Raw genomic sequence first — 22,062 nt, forward strand, 5'->3', positions numbered from 1 at the left:
ACAGGACTTTTAAAGATAATCAACTTTCATATAAAAAAGACCACTGATTAATAGTAATCAGTGGTCTTTTTAGTATTACTTTGAATTCAATCTTTTTTTCTTCAATATAAAATGAATGAGCATAAATGCTAAATAAAGTAATATAGCAAAAATAATCCAATTTGAATATTCAATAGAAGCGTTGAAACCTGTTACTATAAGCATTGAAGCTAGCAATGCAGTTATAATAGTTCCATACTTTGGAATTGGCACTTCTTTTAAACTAGGGATTTTCAATTTACTGACCATCAAAACACATAACAATGTATAAATGACAGAAATAGCTGCTTGGGGAACGATAAAATTAAAGATTGTTAATAGTGCAATAATACCACCTGCTGCAGTTATTGGCACTCCTGTAAAAAAACCTTTTGAAGATGTTGTTTCTTCATCTATATTGAATCTTGCAAGCCTAATCGCACCGAAAAAAGGGAACATACCCGCAATCATAAGACCTATCATTCCCATATTGGAAAAGGTAGTACCAAACATTAAAATAGCAGGAGCTATTCCGAAAGTAACAATATCCGCTAAAGAGTCTAATTCTTTACCAAAAGCGGTTTCTACATCAAGTTTTCTTGCCATCCAACCATCCATACTATCTAACATCATTCCGATTAAGATGAAAATCGCTGCGTTTTGGAAATCACTCATGAATGCTGATCCAATAGATAAAAAACCGAAAATTAAATTTGACATCGTTATGCCATTAGGTATGTTTCTTCTTAACAAATGATCACGTCCAATCGAATCCTTTAATATCATAAACTGAATATTTTAAAAAGTATTTTATAGAATATAAACACATCCATTAAATTATACCTTTTTACCACTATTTATACAATTATCTAGTATAGATAATAGGAAGATCTAAAGCTTTAATTTTGCCTCAACATTAAACTTGCACTATTGTTATATTAGGAATTTATCGATTTTTGCTGACTAAAACTTAGCCATCGAATAAAATAGTGTTAAGAGGACAATAAATAATAAAAGGCTTTTATACGATTTACATCAACAGATGATAAATATTGTGATAGAATAGTTCAAAGATGATGAATTATGGAGGGGAAACATGAGCAATAATAGAGATTTATCAAAGATGAAATTATTTACACTGAATTCCAATCCACCTCTCGCTGAGGAAATTGCAGAGCATATGCAAGTTGAGTTAGGTAAATGTTCAATTAAACGTTTTGCAGATGGAGAAGTTCAGATGAATATTGAAGAGACGATAAGAGGTTTTGATACATATCTAATCCAATCAACAGCAGAACCAGGTAATGAATACTTAATGGAATTACTTATTATGATTGATGCTTTAAAGAGAGCATCAGCGCAGACTATTAATATTGTAATCCCTTACTATGGTTATTCAAGGCAAGATAGAAAAGCTCGATCAAGAGAGCCTATCACAGCAAAATTAATTGCTAATTTGCTGGAAGCCGCTGGTGCGACTAGGGTTATTTCGGTTGATTTACATGCTCCTCAAGTTCAAGGGTTTTTCAATATTCCCGTCGATCAGTTAAATGTTAATTCAATTATTGCGAATTATTTTCTTGAGAAAAAACTACAGGACATAGTTGTTGTTGCACCTGAAAATGCTGGAACGTCAAGAGCAAGAGCGCTAGCAAATAAACTTGATTGCCCAATTGCGTTTTTGGATAAGCAAAGAAGTGATGCTCCGGACGCAGTTCTTGGTATTAATGTTATTGGAGATATTGAAGGTAAGACAGCAATTATCATTGATGATATGATTGATACAGCAAGAACAGTAACATCTGGAGCACTTGCTTTGATGCAAAATGGTGCGAATGAAGTTTATGCGTGTTGTACTCATGGTGTTCTGTCCGAACCAGCTGTTGCACGAATTCGTCATTCGCAGCTAAAAGAAGTTGTAATTACAAACTCTATCTACCAAACGGAAGAAAAAAGGGATGAACGAATTACCTCTCTTTCTATAGGTGAGTTATTAGCCGAAGGTATCTTACGAGTTCATAATAACGAATCAGTTAGCTCATTATTTGATTAAGAAATAGGATTAATGTTTACAAGATTATATTAAGGGAGACAATTATATTATAATGATTGTCTCTTTTTTAAAAAACCTGCGCCTAAATTTTCAAAGGCACAGGTTTTTTAAATGTTAACTAGCTTTATTCTCTTCTGCTTTTTCTTCTTGACGTTTCTTTCTAAACTTCTTCGTTTCATTTACAACCACACCTGAGAGTAGTAGTAGGGCAACTAAGTTAGGAAAGGCCATAAGACCGTTCATGACATCTGCGAATCCCCAAACAACATCTAGGGAGACAACAGCACCAATGAATAGTGCAATAACAAATGCAATTCGGTAAGGCATCGCAGCTTTAATACCAAATAAATAGGTGAAACATTTTTCACCGAAGTATGACCAGCCTATTATTGTTGAAAATACGAAAAATAACAATGCAATTGCAACGATAATACCACCAAAACCTGGTAAGTATTGCTCGAAAGCCGCGGAAGTTAACTGAGCAGCAGAATCAAAATCATCTGCTCTTTCAAACACCCCACTCATTACAAGTGCCAAACCAGTAATTGTACAAACAATGATTGTATCAATAAATACTTGTGTCATTGAAACGAGAGCTTGCCTCGCAGGTAAATCAGTTTTCGCAGCAGCTGCGGCGATTCCTCCTGTACCAAGACCTGCTTCGTTGGAGAAGATACCTCGAGCAACCCCTTGTTGGATTACAGCCCCAACAGCACCACCCGCTACAGCCTGACCTGTAAATGCATCAGTGAATATTAGTGCAAAAGCACTTGGGACATCAGCGAAGTTACTAAGTACAATAAGCAAGCCTGCGCCAATATAAAAAATAATCATAACTGGTACGATAACACCAACAACTTTTCCGATACTTTTAATTCCGCCAATAATAACTAAAGCTACTAGAACAGCTAAGAATATCCCTGTTGCCCATACCGGAATATTGAAATTCTGACTTGCAACACCAGCTGCTTCATGAGACTGAACCATATTTCCTATCCCAAAAGCAGCGAACGCAGCAAAAGCAGCGAAAATGACGGCGAGCCATTTCAAGTTAAGTCCTTTTTCAATATAGTACATAGGGCCACCTGACATTTCGCCATTTTCATTTTCGACCCGGTACTTAACTCCGAGAATAGCTTCAGCGTATTTCGTCGCCATCCCTACAAAAGCGGTAATCCACATCCAAAAAACCGCACCTGGCCCACCAACAGCTACAGCAGAGGCAACCCCTGCAATATTTCCTGTTCCTACTGTTGCAGCTAATGCTGTCATTAATGCTTGGAAATGAGAAATATCTCCCTTAGATTTTGTGTCTCCTTTCTTAAAAACTAATGATAATGCATATGGCAGTTGTCGAAATGAAAAAAATGTTAAACGAATAGTTAAATAAAGTCCAGTTCCTACAAGTAAAAAGATTAATGGTAAACCCCAAACGACGCCACTTATTTCACCAATAATATTTTCAACTGTTTCCACTTGTCCCTCTCCTTTGTAAGTAGATTATGGAGCCTTAAAGATTAAGAATATTCTATCATAAATACGCGTAAATAAAAGTTATTTTATAAAATAATTCTTTATATAGGTAATTATGCTAATTTAAAGGTTGACTTGTTCGTTATTAAGAATTAATATGGAGATTATAAGATTTTGTCTTATAAATATTAAGGTTTATTTCATTTTTTAACTGCTATACATAAAGAGAGGAGAATTGTATGAATGATTTAGAGAAAAAAGAGATAGAAATAAAACCTATTTTAGAAGTTATAGTAAAAAGGTTGTGGATTGTTGTTTTATTGACGATATTCTTTGGTGGGGCAGGTACTTATTATAGTAATAGCACTCAGCCTGATCCGCTCTATTCAGCGACTTCAACTATTATTGTTGAAGAAAATGTCAATATGAATACGATGAAAGTCTTTATTACAGAACCTATTGTAATGGAAGAAGTAGTGAAAAAACTGTCTTTAAATATCTCAGCTTCTCAATTAAGTAATCAAGTTGAAGCAATTGACTTAGAAGATTCACAAATAATTCAAGTTAGTGTGATATTTGATTCTCCAGTAAAAGCGTCTCTAATAGCGAATACAATAGGTGATGTCTTTCCAGAGGTTTTAAATGAGAGGTTGGGTTATTCTGAAGTTGGATTGTTATCAGAATCTCTTGTTCATAATTCAATGAGCCCCATTAACCCTCCTAATAACAGTCTAAGTTATGCGAGTTTTGCATTAGGAATGATTATAGGAATAGGTGTCTCATTATTACTTAATAGTATAGATAATAAAATCAGGACGGAAAGGGAAATTGAAACGCTATTAAAAGTACCAGTTCTTGGCTCAGTATCTAATACCAAAAGAATACCTTACGTAAATAACATATTCAAAAAAAAGTCATCCTTGAGAGGTGAAACTATTGTTTAAAAAAAACATGTGGGAAAAATTACTATTATTTAACAACAAGTCGGAACCAAGACTATGGGATGATTATCAGCAAATTAAATCAAATATTGAATTCACTTCATTTAGAAAAGGGTATCAATCATTTTCAATCATATCTCCGCAGTCAGGAGAAGGTAAAACAATGGCTAGTTGTCATTTAGCTATGATTTTTGCGAGCGAGGGACACAAAGTTCTGCTAATTGATGGCAACCTAGCAAAACCAATGCTTCATCATTTATTTGAGGTAGATAATGGGCAAGGGTTGAGTAATGTACTTGTTGGTCAATTGAAACTTTCAGACGCAATACTTAAAACACGTTTCTCAGGACTAAATGTATTACCATCAGGGCCTGATTCTAAATATTCTAAAACGATGTTTCAGACATCAGCAATGGAATCACTTTTAGATGAAGCGAAGACTTCTCATGATTATATTTTTATAGATAATTCATCTGCCCTCGTTGGTAATACAGGTAAGCTCATATCTTCAAAAAGTGATGGGACTGTTTTAGTTATAAAGGACAAAAGAACGGATATAGATGAAATGATAGAGGCAAAAATTGCACTTGAAGCATACGAGGTAAATATTTTAGGAGTTATATTTATTGGAAAAAAGCTACCTATGATGAAAAGGGTATTCAGTTAATTTTTTTACACTTTTTCGTTCGTTATTGAGAATAGTTTTAGGTGATATCTCCTTACCTTTATAAATCGGAGGTACTCGATTTTACTGTGGGTTTGAAAAAACCTTAGACGCTAGTCGTCAATAGTATGGTGTGAGGAAGGGTTAAATGCCCGATTTGTTTTATTTTTACTCCATGTAACCTTATGCAAAGATTACATGGAGTAAAAATAAAATATTTTTTTAAAAATGAATTGGATAAATAACATTACTTATAATAAAAGGGGGATATCATGAGTAATAAAAGAAGAGTTTCATTTTTTCTCATTTTGGATTCTATCCTAATCTTATTTGCATTCATTTCAAGTTTCACGATTATAAATGAGCCATCCATTTATTTTAATACAAATTTTTGGTTTTCTAGTACGATTATTCTATTTAGTTATCATTTAGTTTCATATTTATTTAGACGTAACAAGAAAGTTTGGGAATATGCTAGCGTAGGAGAACTTCAAATAATTTTAAAGACGCTCAGCTTTTCAATCTTATTAAATGCAGTGATTCAACAACTGTTATTCTTTCATATTCAATATAGAATTCTTTTTGTAACTTGGCTATTGCAAATTGTACTAATTGGTGGAGCAAGGTTTTGGTGGCGAATGAGAAAAGAGAAGTTATCCCATCCAAATAATCAAAACGTCAAAAAAAGAACGATGATTGTTGGTGCAGGGGCAGCTGGAACAATGATTGTGCGACAATTATTAAATAATAATACATGTGATCTATTGCCAGTTATATTTGTAGATGATGATCTAAATAAACAAAAATTTGATATTTGCGGTATACAGGTAGTAGGAAAAATAGAAGATATATCAATATTAGTAAGTAAATATAATATTGAAAACTTAGTGATCGCTATTCCTTCTTTGAAAAAGCAACAGTTAAATAAGATTTACAGAGAATGCTTGAAAGTAAGAGTGAAAACGCAAATACTACCAATGATTGAAGATCTTATCACCGGTAGAACTTTTGTTAGTCAATTTAAAGAAGTAAAAGTAGAAGAGTTACTTGGTAGAAAACCCGTTGAACTAGATAACAAAAGAATTTCAAGTAAAAAAAATAGAAAAGTTGTATTGGTAACCGGGGCAGGTGGTTCAATTGGTTCTGAGTTGTGCCGACAAATCTCAGAATATTCACCCAAAAAATTAATCCTGTTGGGGCACGGCGAGCATAGTATTTATTCTATTGAAATGGAACTTATTGAAAGTCTTAAACAAAAGGGAACTCAAATCATAACTGAAATTGCCGATGTTCAAGATATTAAAAGAATCATGAATGTATTTTTCGTTACACCTTCCGGATGTTGTTTATCATGCTGCGGCGCATAAACATGTCCCACTAATGGAAAGAAGCCCTGAAGAAGCCTTGAAAAATAATACTATTGGAACAATGAATGTAGCAAAAGCTGCAGATGAGGAAAAGGTAAAAACATTTGTACTTGATATAGGTAGACCTTTTAAAATTATTGATTTAGCTAGAAATTTGATTGAACTTTCTGGAAATTCAATTGAAGATATCTCAATTAGATTTACAGGAATAAGACCTGGAGAAAAACTCTTTGAATAACTATTGAATGAAGAAGAAATAGAGGATAAACAAATCTTCCCTAAAATATATTTGGGTAAAGCTTCTACGATTAATATAGATAAAATTAATGAACTTATTCTTAGTTATTGGCTTCTTGATAAAGAAATATTAAGAAATAAATTGCTAGAAATAAGTAAATGAACTTCAGATATTAATAAAAAAAAATTATTTCAGTAGAGGCCAAAAGTATACCGAGAAGCAGATATACTTATTTAGTTTAAGAATGAATATTGTCGGTCTAGTGTAGAAGAAAGTAATCAAATAAAGGAAGGAGGCGTAATTTATGTCGAAAAAAATATTATTTTGTGCAACTGTAGATTATCATTTTCAGGCATTTCACTTACCTCAAATGCAATGGTTCAAAGAACAAGGCTGGGAGGTTCACGTTGCTTCCTCTGGAGAAATGGAATTAAATTATACCGATAAGAAATATAAATTATCTATCGATCGCTCTCCATTTAGATTTACTAACATAAACGCATATAAGGAATTGAAAGAAATTATTGCTTCTAACAATTATTCGATCATTCATTGTCATACTCCTTTAGGAGGTGTTATTTCTCGTCTTGCAGCTAGGAAAAGTAGAGGTGAAAATGGAGCAAAAGTAATGTATACTGCTCACGGTTTTCATTTTTCTAAAGATTCACCTATATCTAATTGGCTACTTTATTATCCAGTGGAATTTCTATTAACTTTTCACACTGATTTACTTATAACAATAAATGAAGAGGATTTTAATTTTGCAAATAGTCGGTTACCAGCTAAAGAAATCAAACATATTCATGGTGTAGGGATAGACATTGCAAAATATAAAGCTGTGGATGAAAAAAAGAAAATAGAAGGAAGAAAATCGTTGGGGTATAACCCAGACGATTTTTTATTGTTTTATGGCGCAGAATTTAATAAAAATAAAAATCAAAAATTACTTATTAAAGTGATGAAATATGTCAAAAAGAAAAATCTAAACGTTAAATTATTACTTGCTGGACCTGGTTCATATGAAAGGTGTGCAAAATTAGCTAAAGAAATTGATGTAGATGATTGTATTAACTTTTTAGGTTTACGTAACGACATCGATACAATATTACCACTTTGTGATGTTGCTGTTGGATCAAGTTTCAGGGAAGGTTTACCTGTAAACATAATGGAAGCTATGTCCTGTCAATTACCAATAATTGCAACTGAAAATAGGGGGCACACAGAATTAATTGTAAATGATTATAACGGTTGGATCGTTAAGCAGCAAGATATAGAGTATTTTGCTGAAAAAATTATTTATCTTTCGCACAATAAAAACTTAAAAGAAAAACTAGGTCTTGCAGGGAGAGAGATCATTGAAAAAAAATACAGTCTTAATCACGTACTTCGTCAACAAACTCAAATATATTCAAAATACATGGGGGAAGAAGGTGTTGTTAGTTGGGCAACCCAATAAAAATTTTGCATGTTGTGGTGAACATGAATCGAGGTGGAGCGGAAGCTTTCATAATGAATCTTTATCGCAACATTGATCGAACAAAAGTACAATTTGATTTTCTAACTTTTAAAGAAGGTGTTTATGACGATGAAATAAGAAAGTTAGGAGGAGTGGTTCACCGAATACCATACGTTACTGAAGTTGGTCCGCAAAAATATCAGAAGTTATTGGAAGCTTTTTTTATGAAACATTCAAACTATAAAATTGTACACTCTCATATGGATAAAATGAGTGGGCTTATTTTATCTTGTGCTAAGAAATATGATATTCCAATTAGGATTGCTCATAGTCATAATACATCAAGTGAGGGTAATAAAGTTATTCAATTATTTAAATGGTACAACGGAAAAAAGATTAAACAATCAGCCACTGATTGTTTTGCTTGTTCAGAGCAAGCTGGATCTTGGTTATTTGAAAGTGAAGGGTTGTCTTATCAATTAATAAATAATGGTATTGACATAAAAGACTATCAATACAATGAGAATATTCGAGAACAGACAAGAAAGGAATTTGGAGTTACTAAGAAACAATTTTTGATCGGTCAAATAGGGAGATTTAATCGTCAGAAAAATCACAGCTTTACTATAGAATTATTTTCTAAATTTATAAAAGATCAACAAAATGCAAAATTAGTATTGGTTGGTGATGGATTATTAAGAAAAAACACAGAAAATTTGGTCGAAAGATACGGGTTAAATGATCTTGTTACTTTCACTGGTGTAAGAGACGACATTTCTGACCTATTATCTGCTTTCGATGTGTTGTTATTTCCGTCATTTCATGAAGGGATGCCGGTCGCACTCATCGAAGCTCAAGCCTCAGGTCTTCATTGTCTTGCATCGGATGCAATTACCACAGATGTGGATTTAGAACTCGGGCTTGTACATTTCCTTGATTTGAATGATAAACAGCGATGGACAAGAGGGTTATCGGTCATAAGCAGAAAAATAGCGACTAGATATATTTCTAGTTATTTAATAGAAGGAAAGGGTTTCGACATTATGAATACTGCTACATGGATACAACAATTTTATTTAAATAAGGTTGGGAGTGAACTTATTAATGAAAAAGATAACAATTTTTACTCCCACCTATAATCGAGGCTACTGTCTAAAGAAATGTTATAAAAGTTTAGTCTCACAGACGAATCAAGGTTTTGTTTGGCTAATTATTGATGACGGTTCTATAGATGGTACGAAAGAACTTGTTGAAGGATGGATGGAGGAAGAAAAAATTGAGATTCATTATCAATATCAACAGAACCAGGGTATGCATGCTGCTCATAATGCAGCATACTCTCGAATTGTTACCGAGTTAAATGTGTGTCTTGATTCTGATGATATCTTTCATGAAAAAGCTGTAGAAAGAATCTTAAATTTTTGGGGGAAATATGGATCAAATAGTGTAAGTGGCATAGTTGCTTTAAATGAAGATCTGGAAAATCAAGTAATTGGTACTGTTCTTCCAGACCATATAACAAAATCCACATTGTATGATTTGTATTATAAATTAGATGTTACAGGTGACAAAAAATTAGTTTACAGAACAGAGTTGACTAAACAATATCCTTATCCAGTTTTTGAGGGAGAGAAATATGTGGGCTTAGCATATAAGTATTTTAAACTAGATGAGAACTTTAAATTATTATTATTAAATCAAGTTTTATGTATAGTCGACTATCTTCCGGACGGTTCTTCAAATAACATGTTAAATCAGTATAAAAAGAATCCCAAAGGATTTGCTTTTTATCGCAAAGAGTTAATGATGCTTCCTTTTGCGAATTTAAGTTTCAAGTTTAGACAAGCAATTCATCTTGTTTCTAGTTCATTAATGGATAGAAATAAAAAGCTATTAAAAGAGACTCCAAATAAATTATTAACATTTGCAGCTTTGCCATTTGGAGCCTTATTATATATTTATATCAACGCGAAATAACACGGAAACATGAAAGGATTTAGCGTATGGGTGTTTTATGGTTGAATCTCGCAACGGTGTTTAGTTTATCTCTTAGCGCAAGGTATTTTTCAAATACTCGAATAGAAATAGGGGATTTAGCAACACCAGTTAAACCAAATAAATTTTTTGCCTTTGTTGCGTTTTTAACATTGGCTCTTGTTTCAGGGTTAAGAAGTAACATTGGCGATACGTATGTTTATCGTAATATTTTTGAAACAAATACTTTTACTTGGGAAATGATACTTGAAGAAGGTGAAATAGGATTTGGCTTGTTGCAAATACTAATCCAAAGATTTACTGATGATTCACAAGTGCTTTTATTTACAGTTTCTTTATTGACACTTTCGCTAATTGTAATTGTATTGTATCAATATTCCAGACTATTTGAGCTTAGTCTCTTCGTTTTTATTGCATCAGGTATGTACTTAGTTTCGATGAACGGAATGCGACAATATCTTTCTGCTGCTATCATATTTGCTGGTACAAAGTATTTAATTGAAGGGAAGTTCTTAAAGTATTCAGCACTTGTTTTAATCGCTTCTACGATACACCAAAGTGCAATCGTATTATTACCAGTATATTTCATCGTGCGCCGCGAAGCTTGGAACAAAAATACTTTATTCATAATATTTATCGGAGTGATTGGCGTTGGAGCTTATAACCAATTGTCTGAGATTTTTTTTAATGTGATATCAGATACAGACTACGGTGCCTATTCAGACTTTAACGAAGGGGGAGCAAATGTTATAAGAGTAGCAGTTTCAGCAGCTCCCTTAGTATTAGCTTATTTTGGTCGTGAAAGACTTAGAGAGATATTTCCGAAGAGTGATTATATCGTAAACATGTCAATGCTTTGTATCTTATTTATGCTATTATCTACTCAAAGTTGGATATTTGCTAGATTTGCAATTTATTTCGATCTGTTCAATTTAATTTTAATTTCATGGGTTGTTAAAGTATTCCAACCAAAAGATCAGACGTTTGTCTATTACGTGATTGTTACTCTTTATTTGATGTATTTTATTTATGAATACATTATTACTTTAAATATTCAATACAAAAGTAACTATATAAATCTTTTTAATTGAGGAGAATTTAAATCATGAAAATTATGATGATTGGACAAGGGGGACATAGTAAAGTTTTAACAGATATAATAAACATGGATAATCAGAATAATGTGATTGGATTCTTTGACGATAAGTTTTCTGAAATGATTATTAAAGACAATATTATATTTGCACCTCTCCAACATGTTCGAATGGTTAGTCATAAATATTCAAATGCGATGTGGATTGTTGCTTTGGGAAGTAATTATATTCGAAAGGCAATAGTTAGTTCAATTTCTTTTCCAAGAGAAAAATATACAACTGTTATTCATCCATCAGCAATAATTAGTCCGAGTGTAGAAATCGGATATGGTTCGGTTATCATGCCAAATGTTGTTATAAATTCAGGGGCAAAAATAGGGAATCATGTGATTGTCAATACTGGGTCCATCGTAGAACATGATAATATCATCGGAGATTATGTTCATTTATCTCCTAACACAACACTAACAGGCTCTGTTGTGATAAAAGAGGGAGCGCATATTGGTGCAAACGCTACGGTCATACCAGATAAAAGTGTTGGAGAATGGGCCATCATTGGAGCCGGATCAACTGTTACTGCGTCGATACCTCCATTTATGACAGCCGTCGGGTCTCCAGCTAAAGCGAAACTGAAAGAAGGTGACAGGATTGTTAAATACAAAGTCTAATAGAATTTATCTTTCTCCACCTCATATGAATGGAGATGAAAAGAAGTATGTTGAAGAAGCTTTCTTATCAAACTGGATCGCTCCAGTAGGTCCACATATAGATGCTTTTGAAAGTGAATTTGCAAGTTATCTAGGAGTCAAAGGAGCTGTTGCAGTTAGTTCAGGAACTGCAGCAATTCATTTGGCTCTTTCTTTATTGGAAATTGGAAGAGGAGATAAAGTCTTTTGTTCAACACTTACTTTTGTTGCAAGCGCGAATCCAATTTTATATTTAGGTGGTGAACCTATTTTTATTGATTCTGATTATGAGTCGTGGAATATGTCACCGATTGCTCTTGAGAGGGCATTAATTGATGCAAATAATAGGAATGATTTACCAAAGGCAGTGATCGTTGTTCATTTATATGGTCAAAACGCTAAAATGGATGAAATCATGTGTTTATGTAGGCAATACGAAATCCCAGTTATTGAAGATTCAGCGGAGTCACTTGGATCTTTATATAAAGGTATTAAAAGCGGTTCTATGGGTGAATTAGGAATCTTTTCGTTTAACGGAAACAAAATCATTACTACATCGGGAGGTGGAATGCTTGTATCAAATCAGAAAAAATTTCTGGAAAAAGCAAAATTTCTAGCTAGTCAAGCAAAAGATGTTGCATCATATTACCAACATAGTCAAATGGGCTATAACTATCGTATGAGTAATATTTTGGCTGGAGTTGGAAGAGCGCAACTAAAGGTTTTGGAGGAAAGGATCTTTCTTAGAAGAAATGTTTTTAGACTATATAAAAAAGCACTCGAAACCATTAACGGAGTATCATTTATGCCTGAATACACGGGTTCAGAGTCGACAAGGTGGCTTACTGTTTTGTTAATTGATAAAGAAATTTGCGAGAGATCAGCAGCAGAAATGGTAGAATCTTTTAATAATCACGCCATTGAAGCTCGTGCAGTCTGGAAACCATTACACCTTCAACCATTGTTTAAAGGAACGCAGTATTATTCTCATTTACCAGGAAAGCATGTTGCAGAGGATTTGTTTAAGCAAGGTATTTGTTTACCTTCTGGATCTAACTTATCTTTGAATGATCAAAAGACCGTTATAGAGCACTTTAGACAGTGTGTAAATCATTCATTTGGTCAAGAGGCTGTAATATAAAATTTCAAAGAAGAGGTAAAACAATGATTGGTGAAAATATTATTCGCATAAGAAAGAAAAAGGGATTAACTTTAACTGAATTAGCTGACAGAGCCAATATTGCTAAATCAAACTTAAGTAATATAGAGCGTAATATCAATGAGAATCCATCTATAAAAGTGTTGGAAAAACTTGCATCAGTGCTGGATGTTGAACTCATGACAGTTCTTGGTATTAAAATGGTTGAATCTTCGGATCATCGAATAGAAAATGAATGGTCTGAACTTGTGCAACGTTTAAAAGAACAAGGGGTAACAAAAAAAGATATGGAAGAATATGAGAAAGTGTTTGAATTTATTGAATGGAAAAATAAGCTTTCAGAGTTAGATAGAAATGGAGGACGATAACGTTAAAAAGTAAAATCCGACGTTTTAGGTATCGGGTAGTATCATTTCGGTGAACTAAAAAATTGGGTTGTTGAATTGTCAGTGAAGACCGGTCAAATATTAAGTTTTTCTGATGTGAGATATTTAAAATCTTAGCTTTTAAGACTTGTAGTAAATCTAGTGAAAATCTGTTCTGGTAATAAAATAGGGGCGATAACATGAAAAGAAAATTGAAGATATTGCAAGTTACTGGGGCGATGAATCGAGCAGGTACGGAAACGATGCTGATGAACATATATCGTAACGTTGATCAAGAGAGAATTCAATTTGATTTTATTTCATACAGTGATGAAGACGCAGATTATGATTACGAAATTAGAGAAATGAATGGTAGAGTGATTAAACTGAAAAAGAATTCATCCATTTTTGAGTTTTATCAAGTGATGAAAAAATTTGGGCCGTATGATGCGGTTCATTCTCATACCCTTTTTCACTGTGGAATTTCAAATTTCTCAGCTTTTTTGGCTGGCGTTAATGTCAGAGTCGCTCATGCACATACGACTTCCGATGAGGCGAATACACTATTAAAAATAGTTTATATGAAAGCAATGAGAGTATTAATCAAATACTTTTCCACACATCTACTTGCTTGTAGCCAGGCGGCAGGTCAGTATCTTTTTGGAGAAAAAACTATGTTGAATCAACCGTATTCATATTTTCCAAATTTGATTCCATACAAAAAATATCTAACTGTTTCGGATAAAGACGTTAAGTGTTTTAAGAAAAACTACCAGCTTGAAAAATCAGAAATAGTTATCGGTCATATCGGCAGATTTATCGAAGCGAAAAATCATATGTTTCTATTTTATATATTAAAGAAGCTCGTTGATGAGAACATCTCCGTATGCCTTTTGTTAATTGGAGATGGGAATTTAAAAGAAGAGCTGATGAATAAAGTCAAGGAAATGGACCTATCAAATCACGTCAGGTTTGCTGGCCTACAACAAGATGTGAATGTAGCGCTTCATTCTATGGATGTATTTGTGTTTCCATCATTATATGAAGGGCTTGGTCTTGTTTTACTTGAAGCGCAGGCAAGCGGTTTACCATGCATCGTATCAGATGCGATTCAACCTGAAGCTGATCTTGGACTAGGATTGGTTACAACTTTATCATTATCAAATACGAATAAATGGACAGAACAAATAAAAAATGTTGCTAAAGTCAAAGAGCTTGACAATAAAAAAATAACTGATGCATTTGAATCAAATGGATTTTCCACTAAAGCAACAATTACAAAGTTACAAGAAGTATATCAGAGCACTAAGGAGGACGCATGAAAAATATTTTAATCTCTTCTTTTGATATGGAAGTAGGTGGGGTTGAAAGAAGTTTAGTAAACTTATTAGAAAACTTTAACTATTATCAAAATGACTTAGATCTATTTTTATATAAACATTCAGGTGATTTTTTATCATATATTCCTAAGCAAGTTTGTTTATTGCCAGAAGTTCCTGAATATACAACATTTAGAAAGTCTATTAATGAAATTATTAAAGAGAGATACTTTCGAATCAGCAGAACAAGAATTAAATCCAAAATAAATGCTGAAATTAAGGGGAAGTTAGGAAAAATTTCTGAACCAGGTTATTTACAGATGCAATTGATGTGGAAATATTCACTCCCGTATTTACCGAGAATGCACAAAGTCTATGATGTAGCAATTAGTTACTTATGGCCCCATTATTTTGTGGCAGAAAAAGTTAAGGCTAATGTAAAAGTAGCTTGGATCCATACTGATTTTTCATCGGTTGAGACGGATGAAAGGTTGGATTTATATATGTGGAATAAATTTAACCATATCATTGCTGTTTCAGAGGAATGTAAAAATGCATTTACAAAAAAGTATCCATCCTTACTAGGAAAAGTGACAGTGATGGAAAACATTCAGTCGCCATCTTTTATAAGATCTCAAGCAAAAGAGACATCCGATTTGAGCATGGCAAACGATTCACGATTTAAAATTATCACTGTCGCCCGATTATCACATGCTAAAGGGATTGATTTAGCATGTGAAGCAATGAAAGTGTTAATAGAAGACTACCACATGGATATCGCTTGGTATATTGTAGGATACGGCGGTGATGAGCCTCAAATCAAAGCGTTAATTAAGAAACATCATCTTGAAAAAAATATTATCCTGCTGGGGAAAAAAATAAATCCTTATCCTTATATGAAAGCAGCTGATATCTATGTTCAACCTTCTAGGTACGAAGGAAAAGCAGTAACTGTTGGAGAAGCACAAATTCTCAGTAAACCGGTGTTGATCACAAATTATCCTACCGCAAAAAGTCAAGTCATTCATGGTATAAATGGCTATATATGCAAACTTAGTGGGATTGGTATTGCAGAAGGAATAAGTGTATTAGTTGAAAATGAAACGCTGAGAAAGAAACTTTCAAGGAATTGTTTTCAGCAAGATTTTTCGAATACAAGTGAATTAGAGAAGTTGTATAATTTTATCAATGGAGGGGAGGTTAATGAAGCCAAAAATTAGTATGATCGTACCTATATATAACGTGGAAAACTACCTTAAACAATGTTTAGATAGTCTCGTAAATCAAACCTATGAAAACATCGAAGTTATTCTTGTTAATGATGGTTCGCCTGATAATTCGTGTGAAATTGCTAAAGAGTATGACGAAAAATATGTAGATTTTTATTTATACCATAAGCAAAATGGTGGATTATCCGACGCAAGAAATTATGGGATGACTTTTGCAACTGGAGATTATATTATGTTTGTCGATAGTGATGATTGGTTATCCGAAAAAATGGTTGAAACGTTAATATTTCATATGAATAAACATGAAGCGGATGTAATTCAAGCTGCTTTTTATTATGCGTACGAAGAGTATTCACTTTACGATAACCGGTACTACTCACCAGAAGATAATATTATTTCATTAAACAATAAGTCATTAATGAATGAATTAGTTATAAATGAAAAAGTGAAAAACTTTGCATGGGGAAAGTTATACAAAAGAGACTTAATTAAAGATCTACCGTTTAAAAAAGGGGTTTTGTTTGAAGATGTTTTCTGGGCCCACCATGTCATGAAGCAGGTTAATCGATATGTTATTTGTCATGAACCAATGTACCACTATCGCCAAAGAAATGACAGCATTGTAAACAATTATTCTATTAAGAATCTTGATATTATCAAGGGGTTAAAAGAAAGACACGTATTTCTAGAAGATAACTACAAACATCTAGTTGATGAGTCTTACAAATTACTATTAAGAACACAACTGCAACATCATCAAATTCTTGTTATGAGCAAAGACCATTGTAAAAATAAAAAGCATAGAAAAGATATCATAACTAGCATTAAGAATGATTATGCACATTACAAAAAGGCGGTTAGAAAAGATAAGGTGCTATACCGTCAACTAGTATTATTTAAAATTCATCCAATGTTTCAGCTTGGGTATATAGCGATTCGTAAATGTTTAAGAAAACTAAGGAGATCTCAGTAATACTGAAATATATAAATAAGGCCTAGAAGAGCGGTGGCAATATTGGTAACGTTAAAAGAAACTACTCATACTAAAGAGGAGTTAGAGGCAAAAATAAATATAAAAAAATTTAAATACTTTGATTTCGACAAAAAATATCACATTTCAGAAGAAAATCCATTACATTATCTAAACTATAGAAGGTTTGATATACCTGCCAAACATATATATGGATGGTTTAAAGAAAATGGAATTCAGAGTAGTTGGGGAGCAAGACTTTATTACGAGCATATTCGTGTGTTAAATAACTATGATGAAGAAGGTGACGGTTCTGGAAAAGTAGGAATAGACTCTTTTGAAAAATCATTCGAGTCAACATTAGTCTCTATAAAAGAAAATGGATTTGATAGTAACAAAACATTAATTCCAATTGGTGCAAATAATGAACTTTTAGATGGAGCACATCGTCTTACTGCAGCAATCCTTTACAAGCATAAAATTAAATCAATTAAATTAGATGAATATGGCGCAAAGTACGATTATCAATTTTTTATGAATAGAGGCCTTGATTCACTAGATACAAAGTGGGCAGACGCTATGGCATGTGAGTATTGTAGGTTGAAAAGTAATACTCAAATGATTATTTTGTTTCCTTCTATCATGAAAAGAAAAAAAAATATCCGTAATATAGTTAGTAAATATGGAAATATTTTTTATGAAAAAGATATCTTAGTAGGAAATCAAGGGACAAAAAATTTAATCATCCAACTTTTCAGTGATAAAAAATGGATAGGAAAATTAGAGAATGGGTTTAGTGGTGTTAATAAAAAGCTACAACGTTTATTTATTAAAGGTGATGCTTCAATAAAATTAATTCTATTTGAGACAGACAGTATCAAGAGAATCATGGAAGTTAAAAAGGAAATTCAAGCGCTTAATATTGAGAATCATCAAATTTATATAAGTATATCAAAAGAAACTGAACTCGAATTAGCTCAGTTATTATTAAATGAGAACAGCCTTCATTTCCTGAATAATGCAAACCCATATAGGTATCTAGAAGTTCATAACCTTATTAAAACTTTCAAGAGTGAATTAAACAAACTGGGCATTAATACTAATAATTTTTGCATAGTTAATAGTGCAGTATTGGGAGCATATGGGATATTTGAAATTGAGGACTTGAATTTTATCTATAGTGGTAAAGAAGAACTTATTATTAATAATAAGAGAATTACTCAAGTGAACAGTGAATCGATACTAAAGTACCACAATAAAAGTGTTGATGATATCATATTTAATCCAGAAAACCATTTTTATTATAATGGAATCAAATTTTCCTCTTTGACTCTAGAAAATAACATAAAACTAAAAAACATAAGTGAAATCTATGAGCTTATGTTGACATACTTGCATTTATTAAAAGGTAGTCCAAAATTTAAAATTAAAACCTTTTCGAAAAAATTTAATAAGAGATTTAATATCATTCTTCGAAAGGTTAGAAAAGCTTTTTAACAATCATGTGGAACTAGAAACAAGGTAAGGAGAGCTATAGTAATGAAAAAACAGATTCTATTTGTAATCGATTCACTAGATGTTGCAGGATCAGAAAAAAGTTTAATATCATTACTGTCATTATTAGATTTTAATGAATATTCCGTTGATCTACAACTTTTTCAACATGGACACATGCTAGAGAAATTAGTACCAAAAGAAGTGAATGTTTTAAAGCCTATAAAGTACACAACATTCACTAATTTAAAATTAAACAAAGCTATATTATATTCAGTGCGGAACTTTAAATATAAAATGCTTTCCTCCAGATTGAAATTTTCTATTAAAGTACGAGGGAAACAATTTACTAATAGACAGAAATCAAGAATATATTGGCAAAATTCATGTGACGTAATTGACAGACCGCTCCAAAAATACGATATAGCAATTAGTTATTCACAAGGAATTCCTACTTTCTATGTTGCTGATAAAGTTGATGCAGTTAAAAAATTTACATGGGTAAATGTTAGTTATAAATTAGATGATATGGAAAAAAGCTTTCAGAAACCATTTTACGACAAATACAATAAAATAGTTGCGGTGTCTGACTCAACAAAGGAAATACTATTAAAAACTTTTCCAGAATATTCTACTGATATTGAAGTTATATATGATATAAATAATCCAAAATCAATTTCCAATATGGCTGAAATCGGCAAAAGTTATCAAGATAATTTCAGTGGAATAAGGCTATTAACAATAGGTAGATTAGATCACCAAAAAGGGTATGACATAGCACTTGAAGCATGCGAAAATTTGAAAAAACAAGGGATTAATTTCAGGTGGTACGTGTTGGGGAAAGGACCTCTTAAACAAGAAATTGAAAATGAGATCAGAAAAAATGAGCTATCAGAACATTTTATTCTTCTAGGGGTCGAAGCAAATCCATATCCCTTTATAAAAAACTCGGATATTTATGTTCAAACATCAAAATTTGAAGGATTTGGTCTTGCAATTGCAGAAGCACGTATGCTCAATATACCTGTTGTTACTACTGAATTTGATGCCGTCTATAATCAGATGAAACAAAAAAAGAATGGTCTTGTAGTTGATATGAATGGTGAATCTGTGTGTAATGGGATTTTGGAACTTATTAATAATATGCAGTTAAAACAAGAGATTATTACTTACTTACAACAAGAGAAAAAAGGAAATGTTGAAGAGCTAGATAGATTTTATAAATTAGTAAACTAGTGTTGAAAGTGAGATTAAAATGATGAAAAAGAAAATTTTATTCATGCTCATCAATATGAATATAGGTGGTACAGAAAAGTCGTTACTCAATATGATTGCTGAGCTGCCAGAGGAACAGTTTGAAATTACGTTTTTAATGCTTGAAGAATACGGAGGATTTCTTGATCAAATTCCTTCTAGAGTGAAAGTGGAATATTTAACAGGTTACGATGAAATCAAACCTAGTATAAATAACCCACCGAGAGTTACTAGTATAAGTCTATTTAAGAAAAGAAAATTTACAAAGGCTATTAGCTTTTCTGGATACTATCTAATGGCTAAGTTGTTAAATAATAAAGATATATTTTTTAATTATTTAACAAAAAAACATTATTTTTCAAAAGATCATTATGATATAGCCATAGCTTATGCTGGTCCCATGGACTTCATAAGCTATTTTGTATTAAACAAGATAAAAGCTAATAAGAAAATTCAGTGGATTCACTTTGATGTAACAGAAATAGGATTTAGTAAACCATTTGCAATAAAAAATTACAATAAATTTGATAAAGTATTTATCGTTTCTGAAGAAGCGAAGCGGAAATTAATATCTTTAGTTCCTTCAATAGAAGAAAAAACTACTGTCTTATTAAATGTTGTATCCCCAATAGTGATAAACCAGTTATGCAAAGAAGGTAAGGGGTTTAATGATGATTTTGATGGAAAGAGAATTCTAACAGTTGGAAGGTTAACGACAGAAAAAGGTCTTGATTTAGCTATTAAAGCCTTTAAAAATTTAATAAAAGATGGCTATAACGTTAAGTGGTATTGTGTAGGTGAGGGAAATCAGCGCATTTACCTTGAAAAATTAATTGAAGAATATGATCTTCAAGAAAAATTCATTTTACTTGGTTCAGAAACTAACCCATATACATATATGGACCAATGTGATATATATGTTCAACCATCTAGGCATGAAGGTTATTGTATTACCCTTACTGAAGCAAGATATCTAAATAAACCTATCATAACTACTAATTTTACTCCTGCCAAAGAACAAATTATAACTGGAAAGACAGGACTAATTGTTGATATTGATGAAAACGAGATCTACAAAGCTATCAAAACTCTATTTGAAGATCAGGAGTTAGCTAGGAGTTTTACAACAAACTTAAAAAAGGAAGATAATGATTCTAAATTAGAACTAAAAAAATCATTTGAAATATAATTAATATTAGATTTTATGTTAATGATATTAAAAGGAGGGGGAGGGTGTTGTAATGTCAATGATTAGTGTGATTGTTCCTATATATAATGTTGAAAATTACTTAAGTAACTGTATAGATTCCATATTAAAACAAAGTTATAAAAATATTGAAATCATACTGGTGAATGACGGATCAACGGATAGTAGTGGTGAAATATGTAATGAATATGTTAATAAATATAAAAGAATAAAAGTTTTAAATAAAAATAATGGTGGTGTATCTTCAGCTCGGAACGTCGGGATAAAAAGTGCAAGAGGTGATTATATATCATTTATTGATCCCGATGACACAATCGAACCTGATATGTATACTACTCTCTTAGAAACTTCTTTAACTTATAAAGCTGACATTGTGGTATGTCCAATAAAAACAATAAATGTCCCTACTAACAAAAGTTCAATTTCAACGGTTTGGAAAGAAGTGAATTGTCTAATTGGAAAAAGTGAAATTGAAAAACAACTTATACCATCCATTTTAGAAGGGAAAACATTTAGTTTAGTATCTTGTGTAAACAAACTATACAAAAAATCGATTCTTGATCGTCATGAAATAACTTTTGATGAGAATAAAACACATGGGGAAGATGCGAAGTTTAATTTTTCTTTAGTAACAGTTATTGATAGTTTGGTGTTTATTAAAAAACCACTTTATAACTACTTTAAACATGAAAGAGACTCATTAACACAAATTTTTAATGAGAATCTGTATGAGTCTATTTTAGATAATAAATCGACTTTATTTAAGATTTGTAATAAATATAATTATCAGCAGTACGAAAAAAATATTAGACACCATTTTACTACGGTTACTCTAACTTATTTGAATGAAATTATAGGTACAAACATTGATAAAAAAAAGAAAGTTAACTTGATAACTAGGGTTCTCAAAGATAAAGATTTCACTAGAAGTATCCGTCCTTATAAAGCTGAAACTAACTATTATAAATTATTGAAATTAGTTTGTTTATTGAAGAATGAATATTTATTTTACAACTTAGTTCGTTTAAAAATAAATTTTCAATTTCTTTTTAAGAGAAGATTAATTAGAACAAATTAATA

The 22,062-nt window shown here is 32.0% G+C and carries 19 protein-coding genes and 1 pseudogene; 18 read left to right on the forward strand and 2 right to left on the reverse strand.

Annotated features, from left to right (window positions below; all coding sequences use genetic code 11):
- Positions 1–75 precede the first annotated feature (75 nt).
- Complete coding sequence (gene pssA, locus ACM26V_RS05710; protein WP_416151798.1) at positions 76–771, reverse strand: CDP-diacylglycerol--serine O-phosphatidyltransferase; 696 nt, start codon at positions 769–771, stop codon at positions 76–78.
- A 343-nt stretch (positions 772–1,114) separates the two neighbouring features.
- Here pssA and ACM26V_RS05715 point away from each other — a divergent pair, with 343 nt between their 5' ends.
- Positions 1,115–2,071, forward strand: coding sequence for a ribose-phosphate diphosphokinase (locus ACM26V_RS05715; protein ID WP_416150469.1), 957 nt, complete (start codon positions 1,115–1,117; stop codon positions 2,069–2,071).
- Between the two features lie 114 nt (positions 2,072–2,185).
- On the opposite strand, the gene ACM26V_RS05720 is transcribed toward ACM26V_RS05715, so the two are convergent.
- Complete coding sequence (locus tag ACM26V_RS05720; RefSeq protein ID WP_416150470.1) at positions 2,186–3,547, reverse strand: alanine/glycine:cation symporter family protein; 1,362 nt, start codon at positions 3,545–3,547, stop codon at positions 2,186–2,188.
- Positions 3,548–3,783: 236 nt separating this feature from the next.
- Here ACM26V_RS05720 and ACM26V_RS05725 point away from each other — a divergent pair, with 236 nt between their 5' ends.
- The 17 genes and pseudogenes from ACM26V_RS05725 to ACM26V_RS05805 all read left to right on the forward strand — a co-directional run bounded on the left by ACM26V_RS05725 (position 3,784) and on the right by ACM26V_RS05805 (position 22,060).
- Positions 3,784–4,488, forward strand: coding sequence for a YveK family protein (locus tag ACM26V_RS05725; protein ID WP_416150471.1), 705 nt, complete (start codon positions 3,784–3,786; stop codon positions 4,486–4,488).
- Positions 4,481–5,152 (forward strand): CpsD/CapB family tyrosine-protein kinase, encoded by a 672-nt coding sequence (locus ACM26V_RS05730; RefSeq protein WP_416150472.1) that lies wholly within the window; start codon positions 4,481–4,483, stop codon positions 5,150–5,152. Before ACM26V_RS05725 ends, ACM26V_RS05730 begins: the two co-directional genes overlap by 8 nt.
- A gap of 269 nt (positions 5,153–5,421) precedes the next feature.
- A pseudogene (locus ACM26V_RS05735) lies at positions 5,422–6,916 on the forward strand (polysaccharide biosynthesis protein).
- 142 nt (positions 6,917–7,058) lie between these two features.
- Positions 7,059–8,210, forward strand: a complete 1,152-nt coding sequence (locus ACM26V_RS05740; protein ID WP_416150473.1) for a glycosyltransferase family 4 protein — start codon at positions 7,059–7,061, stop codon at positions 8,208–8,210.
- Complete coding sequence (locus ACM26V_RS05745; protein ID WP_416150474.1) at positions 8,195–9,349, forward strand: glycosyltransferase family 1 protein; 1,155 nt, start codon at positions 8,195–8,197, stop codon at positions 9,347–9,349. Before ACM26V_RS05740 ends, ACM26V_RS05745 begins: the two co-directional genes overlap by 16 nt.
- Positions 9,315–10,187: a glycosyltransferase family 2 protein gene (locus tag ACM26V_RS05750; protein WP_416150475.1), complete on the forward strand. Its 873-nt coding sequence runs from the start codon at positions 9,315–9,317 to the stop codon at positions 10,185–10,187. The genes ACM26V_RS05745 and ACM26V_RS05750 overlap by 35 nt, the downstream gene beginning before the upstream one ends.
- Before the next feature lie 26 nt (positions 10,188–10,213).
- Positions 10,214–11,296 (forward strand): EpsG family protein, encoded by a 1,083-nt coding sequence (locus ACM26V_RS05755; RefSeq protein ID WP_416150476.1) that lies wholly within the window; start codon positions 10,214–10,216, stop codon positions 11,294–11,296.
- A gap of 14 nt (positions 11,297–11,310) precedes the next feature.
- Positions 11,311–11,967 (forward strand): acetyltransferase, encoded by a 657-nt coding sequence (locus tag ACM26V_RS05760; RefSeq protein ID WP_416150477.1) that lies wholly within the window; start codon positions 11,311–11,313, stop codon positions 11,965–11,967.
- A 25-nt stretch (positions 11,968–11,992) separates the two neighbouring features.
- Positions 11,993–13,126, forward strand: coding sequence for a DegT/DnrJ/EryC1/StrS family aminotransferase (locus tag ACM26V_RS05765; protein ID WP_416151799.1), 1,134 nt, complete (start codon positions 11,993–11,995; stop codon positions 13,124–13,126).
- Positions 13,127–13,149: 23 nt separating this feature from the next.
- The gene (locus ACM26V_RS05770; RefSeq protein WP_416150478.1) at positions 13,150–13,512 is read left to right on the forward strand and encodes a helix-turn-helix domain-containing protein; all 363 of its coding nucleotides are present in this window, start codon (positions 13,150–13,152) and stop codon (positions 13,510–13,512) included.
- A gap of 197 nt (positions 13,513–13,709) precedes the next feature.
- On the forward strand, positions 13,710–14,831 hold the full coding sequence (locus ACM26V_RS05775; RefSeq protein ID WP_416150479.1) for a glycosyltransferase family 1 protein: 1,122 nt from the start codon (positions 13,710–13,712) through the stop codon (positions 14,829–14,831).
- Positions 14,828–16,048: a glycosyltransferase gene (locus ACM26V_RS05780; protein ID WP_416150480.1), complete on the forward strand. Its 1,221-nt coding sequence runs from the start codon at positions 14,828–14,830 to the stop codon at positions 16,046–16,048. Before ACM26V_RS05775 ends, ACM26V_RS05780 begins: the two co-directional genes overlap by 4 nt.
- Complete coding sequence (locus ACM26V_RS05785; RefSeq protein WP_416150481.1) at positions 16,032–17,030, forward strand: glycosyltransferase; 999 nt, start codon at positions 16,032–16,034, stop codon at positions 17,028–17,030. The genes ACM26V_RS05780 and ACM26V_RS05785 overlap by 17 nt, the downstream gene beginning before the upstream one ends.
- A gap of 42 nt (positions 17,031–17,072) precedes the next feature.
- Complete coding sequence (locus ACM26V_RS05790) at positions 17,073–18,524, forward strand: hypothetical protein (RefSeq protein ID WP_416150482.1); 1,452 nt, start codon at positions 17,073–17,075, stop codon at positions 18,522–18,524.
- Positions 18,525–18,566: 42 nt separating this feature from the next.
- On the forward strand, positions 18,567–19,757 hold the full coding sequence (locus tag ACM26V_RS05795) for a glycosyltransferase (RefSeq protein ID WP_416150483.1): 1,191 nt from the start codon (positions 18,567–18,569) through the stop codon (positions 19,755–19,757).
- Between the two features lie 19 nt (positions 19,758–19,776).
- The gene (locus ACM26V_RS05800; RefSeq protein WP_416150484.1) at positions 19,777–20,964 is read left to right on the forward strand and encodes a glycosyltransferase; all 1,188 of its coding nucleotides are present in this window, start codon (positions 19,777–19,779) and stop codon (positions 20,962–20,964) included.
- Between the two features lie 52 nt (positions 20,965–21,016).
- Positions 21,017–22,060, forward strand: coding sequence for a glycosyltransferase (locus ACM26V_RS05805; protein WP_416150485.1), 1,044 nt, complete (start codon positions 21,017–21,019; stop codon positions 22,058–22,060).
- Positions 22,061–22,062 lie beyond the last annotated feature (2 nt).

Origin of the sequence: Salipaludibacillus sp. HK11, from assembly GCF_047795645.1 — a bacterium.
Lineage (GTDB): Bacteria > Bacillota > Bacilli > Bacillales > Salisediminibacteriaceae > Salipaludibacillus.

Coding starts and splice junctions, on each gene's coding strand:
- ACM26V_RS05715 (WP_416150469.1), top strand. CDS start 1,115: ATGAGCAATAATAGAGATTTATCAAAGATGAAATTATTTACACTGAAT.
- ACM26V_RS05725 (WP_416150471.1), top strand. CDS start 3,784: ATGAATGATTTAGAGAAAAAAGAGATAGAAATAAAACCTATTTTAGAA.
- ACM26V_RS05740 (WP_416150473.1), top strand. CDS start 7,059: ATGTCGAAAAAAATATTATTTTGTGCAACTGTAGATTATCATTTTCAG.
- ACM26V_RS05750 (WP_416150475.1), top strand. CDS start 9,315: ATGAAAAAGATAACAATTTTTACTCCCACCTATAATCGAGGCTACTGT.
- ACM26V_RS05755 (WP_416150476.1), top strand. CDS start 10,214: ATGGGTGTTTTATGGTTGAATCTCGCAACGGTGTTTAGTTTATCTCTT.
- ACM26V_RS05760 (WP_416150477.1), top strand. CDS start 11,311: ATGAAAATTATGATGATTGGACAAGGGGGACATAGTAAAGTTTTAACA.
- ACM26V_RS05765 (WP_416151799.1), top strand. CDS start 11,993: ATGAATGGAGATGAAAAGAAGTATGTTGAAGAAGCTTTCTTATCAAAC.
- ACM26V_RS05770 (WP_416150478.1), top strand. CDS start 13,150: ATGATTGGTGAAAATATTATTCGCATAAGAAAGAAAAAGGGATTAACT.
- ACM26V_RS05775 (WP_416150479.1), top strand. CDS start 13,710: ATGAAAAGAAAATTGAAGATATTGCAAGTTACTGGGGCGATGAATCGA.
- ACM26V_RS05780 (WP_416150480.1), top strand. CDS start 14,828: ATGAAAAATATTTTAATCTCTTCTTTTGATATGGAAGTAGGTGGGGTT.
- ACM26V_RS05785 (WP_416150481.1), top strand. CDS start 16,032: ATGAAGCCAAAAATTAGTATGATCGTACCTATATATAACGTGGAAAAC.
- ACM26V_RS05795 (WP_416150483.1), top strand. CDS start 18,567: ATGAAAAAACAGATTCTATTTGTAATCGATTCACTAGATGTTGCAGGA.
- ACM26V_RS05800 (WP_416150484.1), top strand. CDS start 19,777: ATGATGAAAAAGAAAATTTTATTCATGCTCATCAATATGAATATAGGT.
- ACM26V_RS05805 (WP_416150485.1), top strand. CDS start 21,017: ATGTCAATGATTAGTGTGATTGTTCCTATATATAATGTTGAAAATTAC.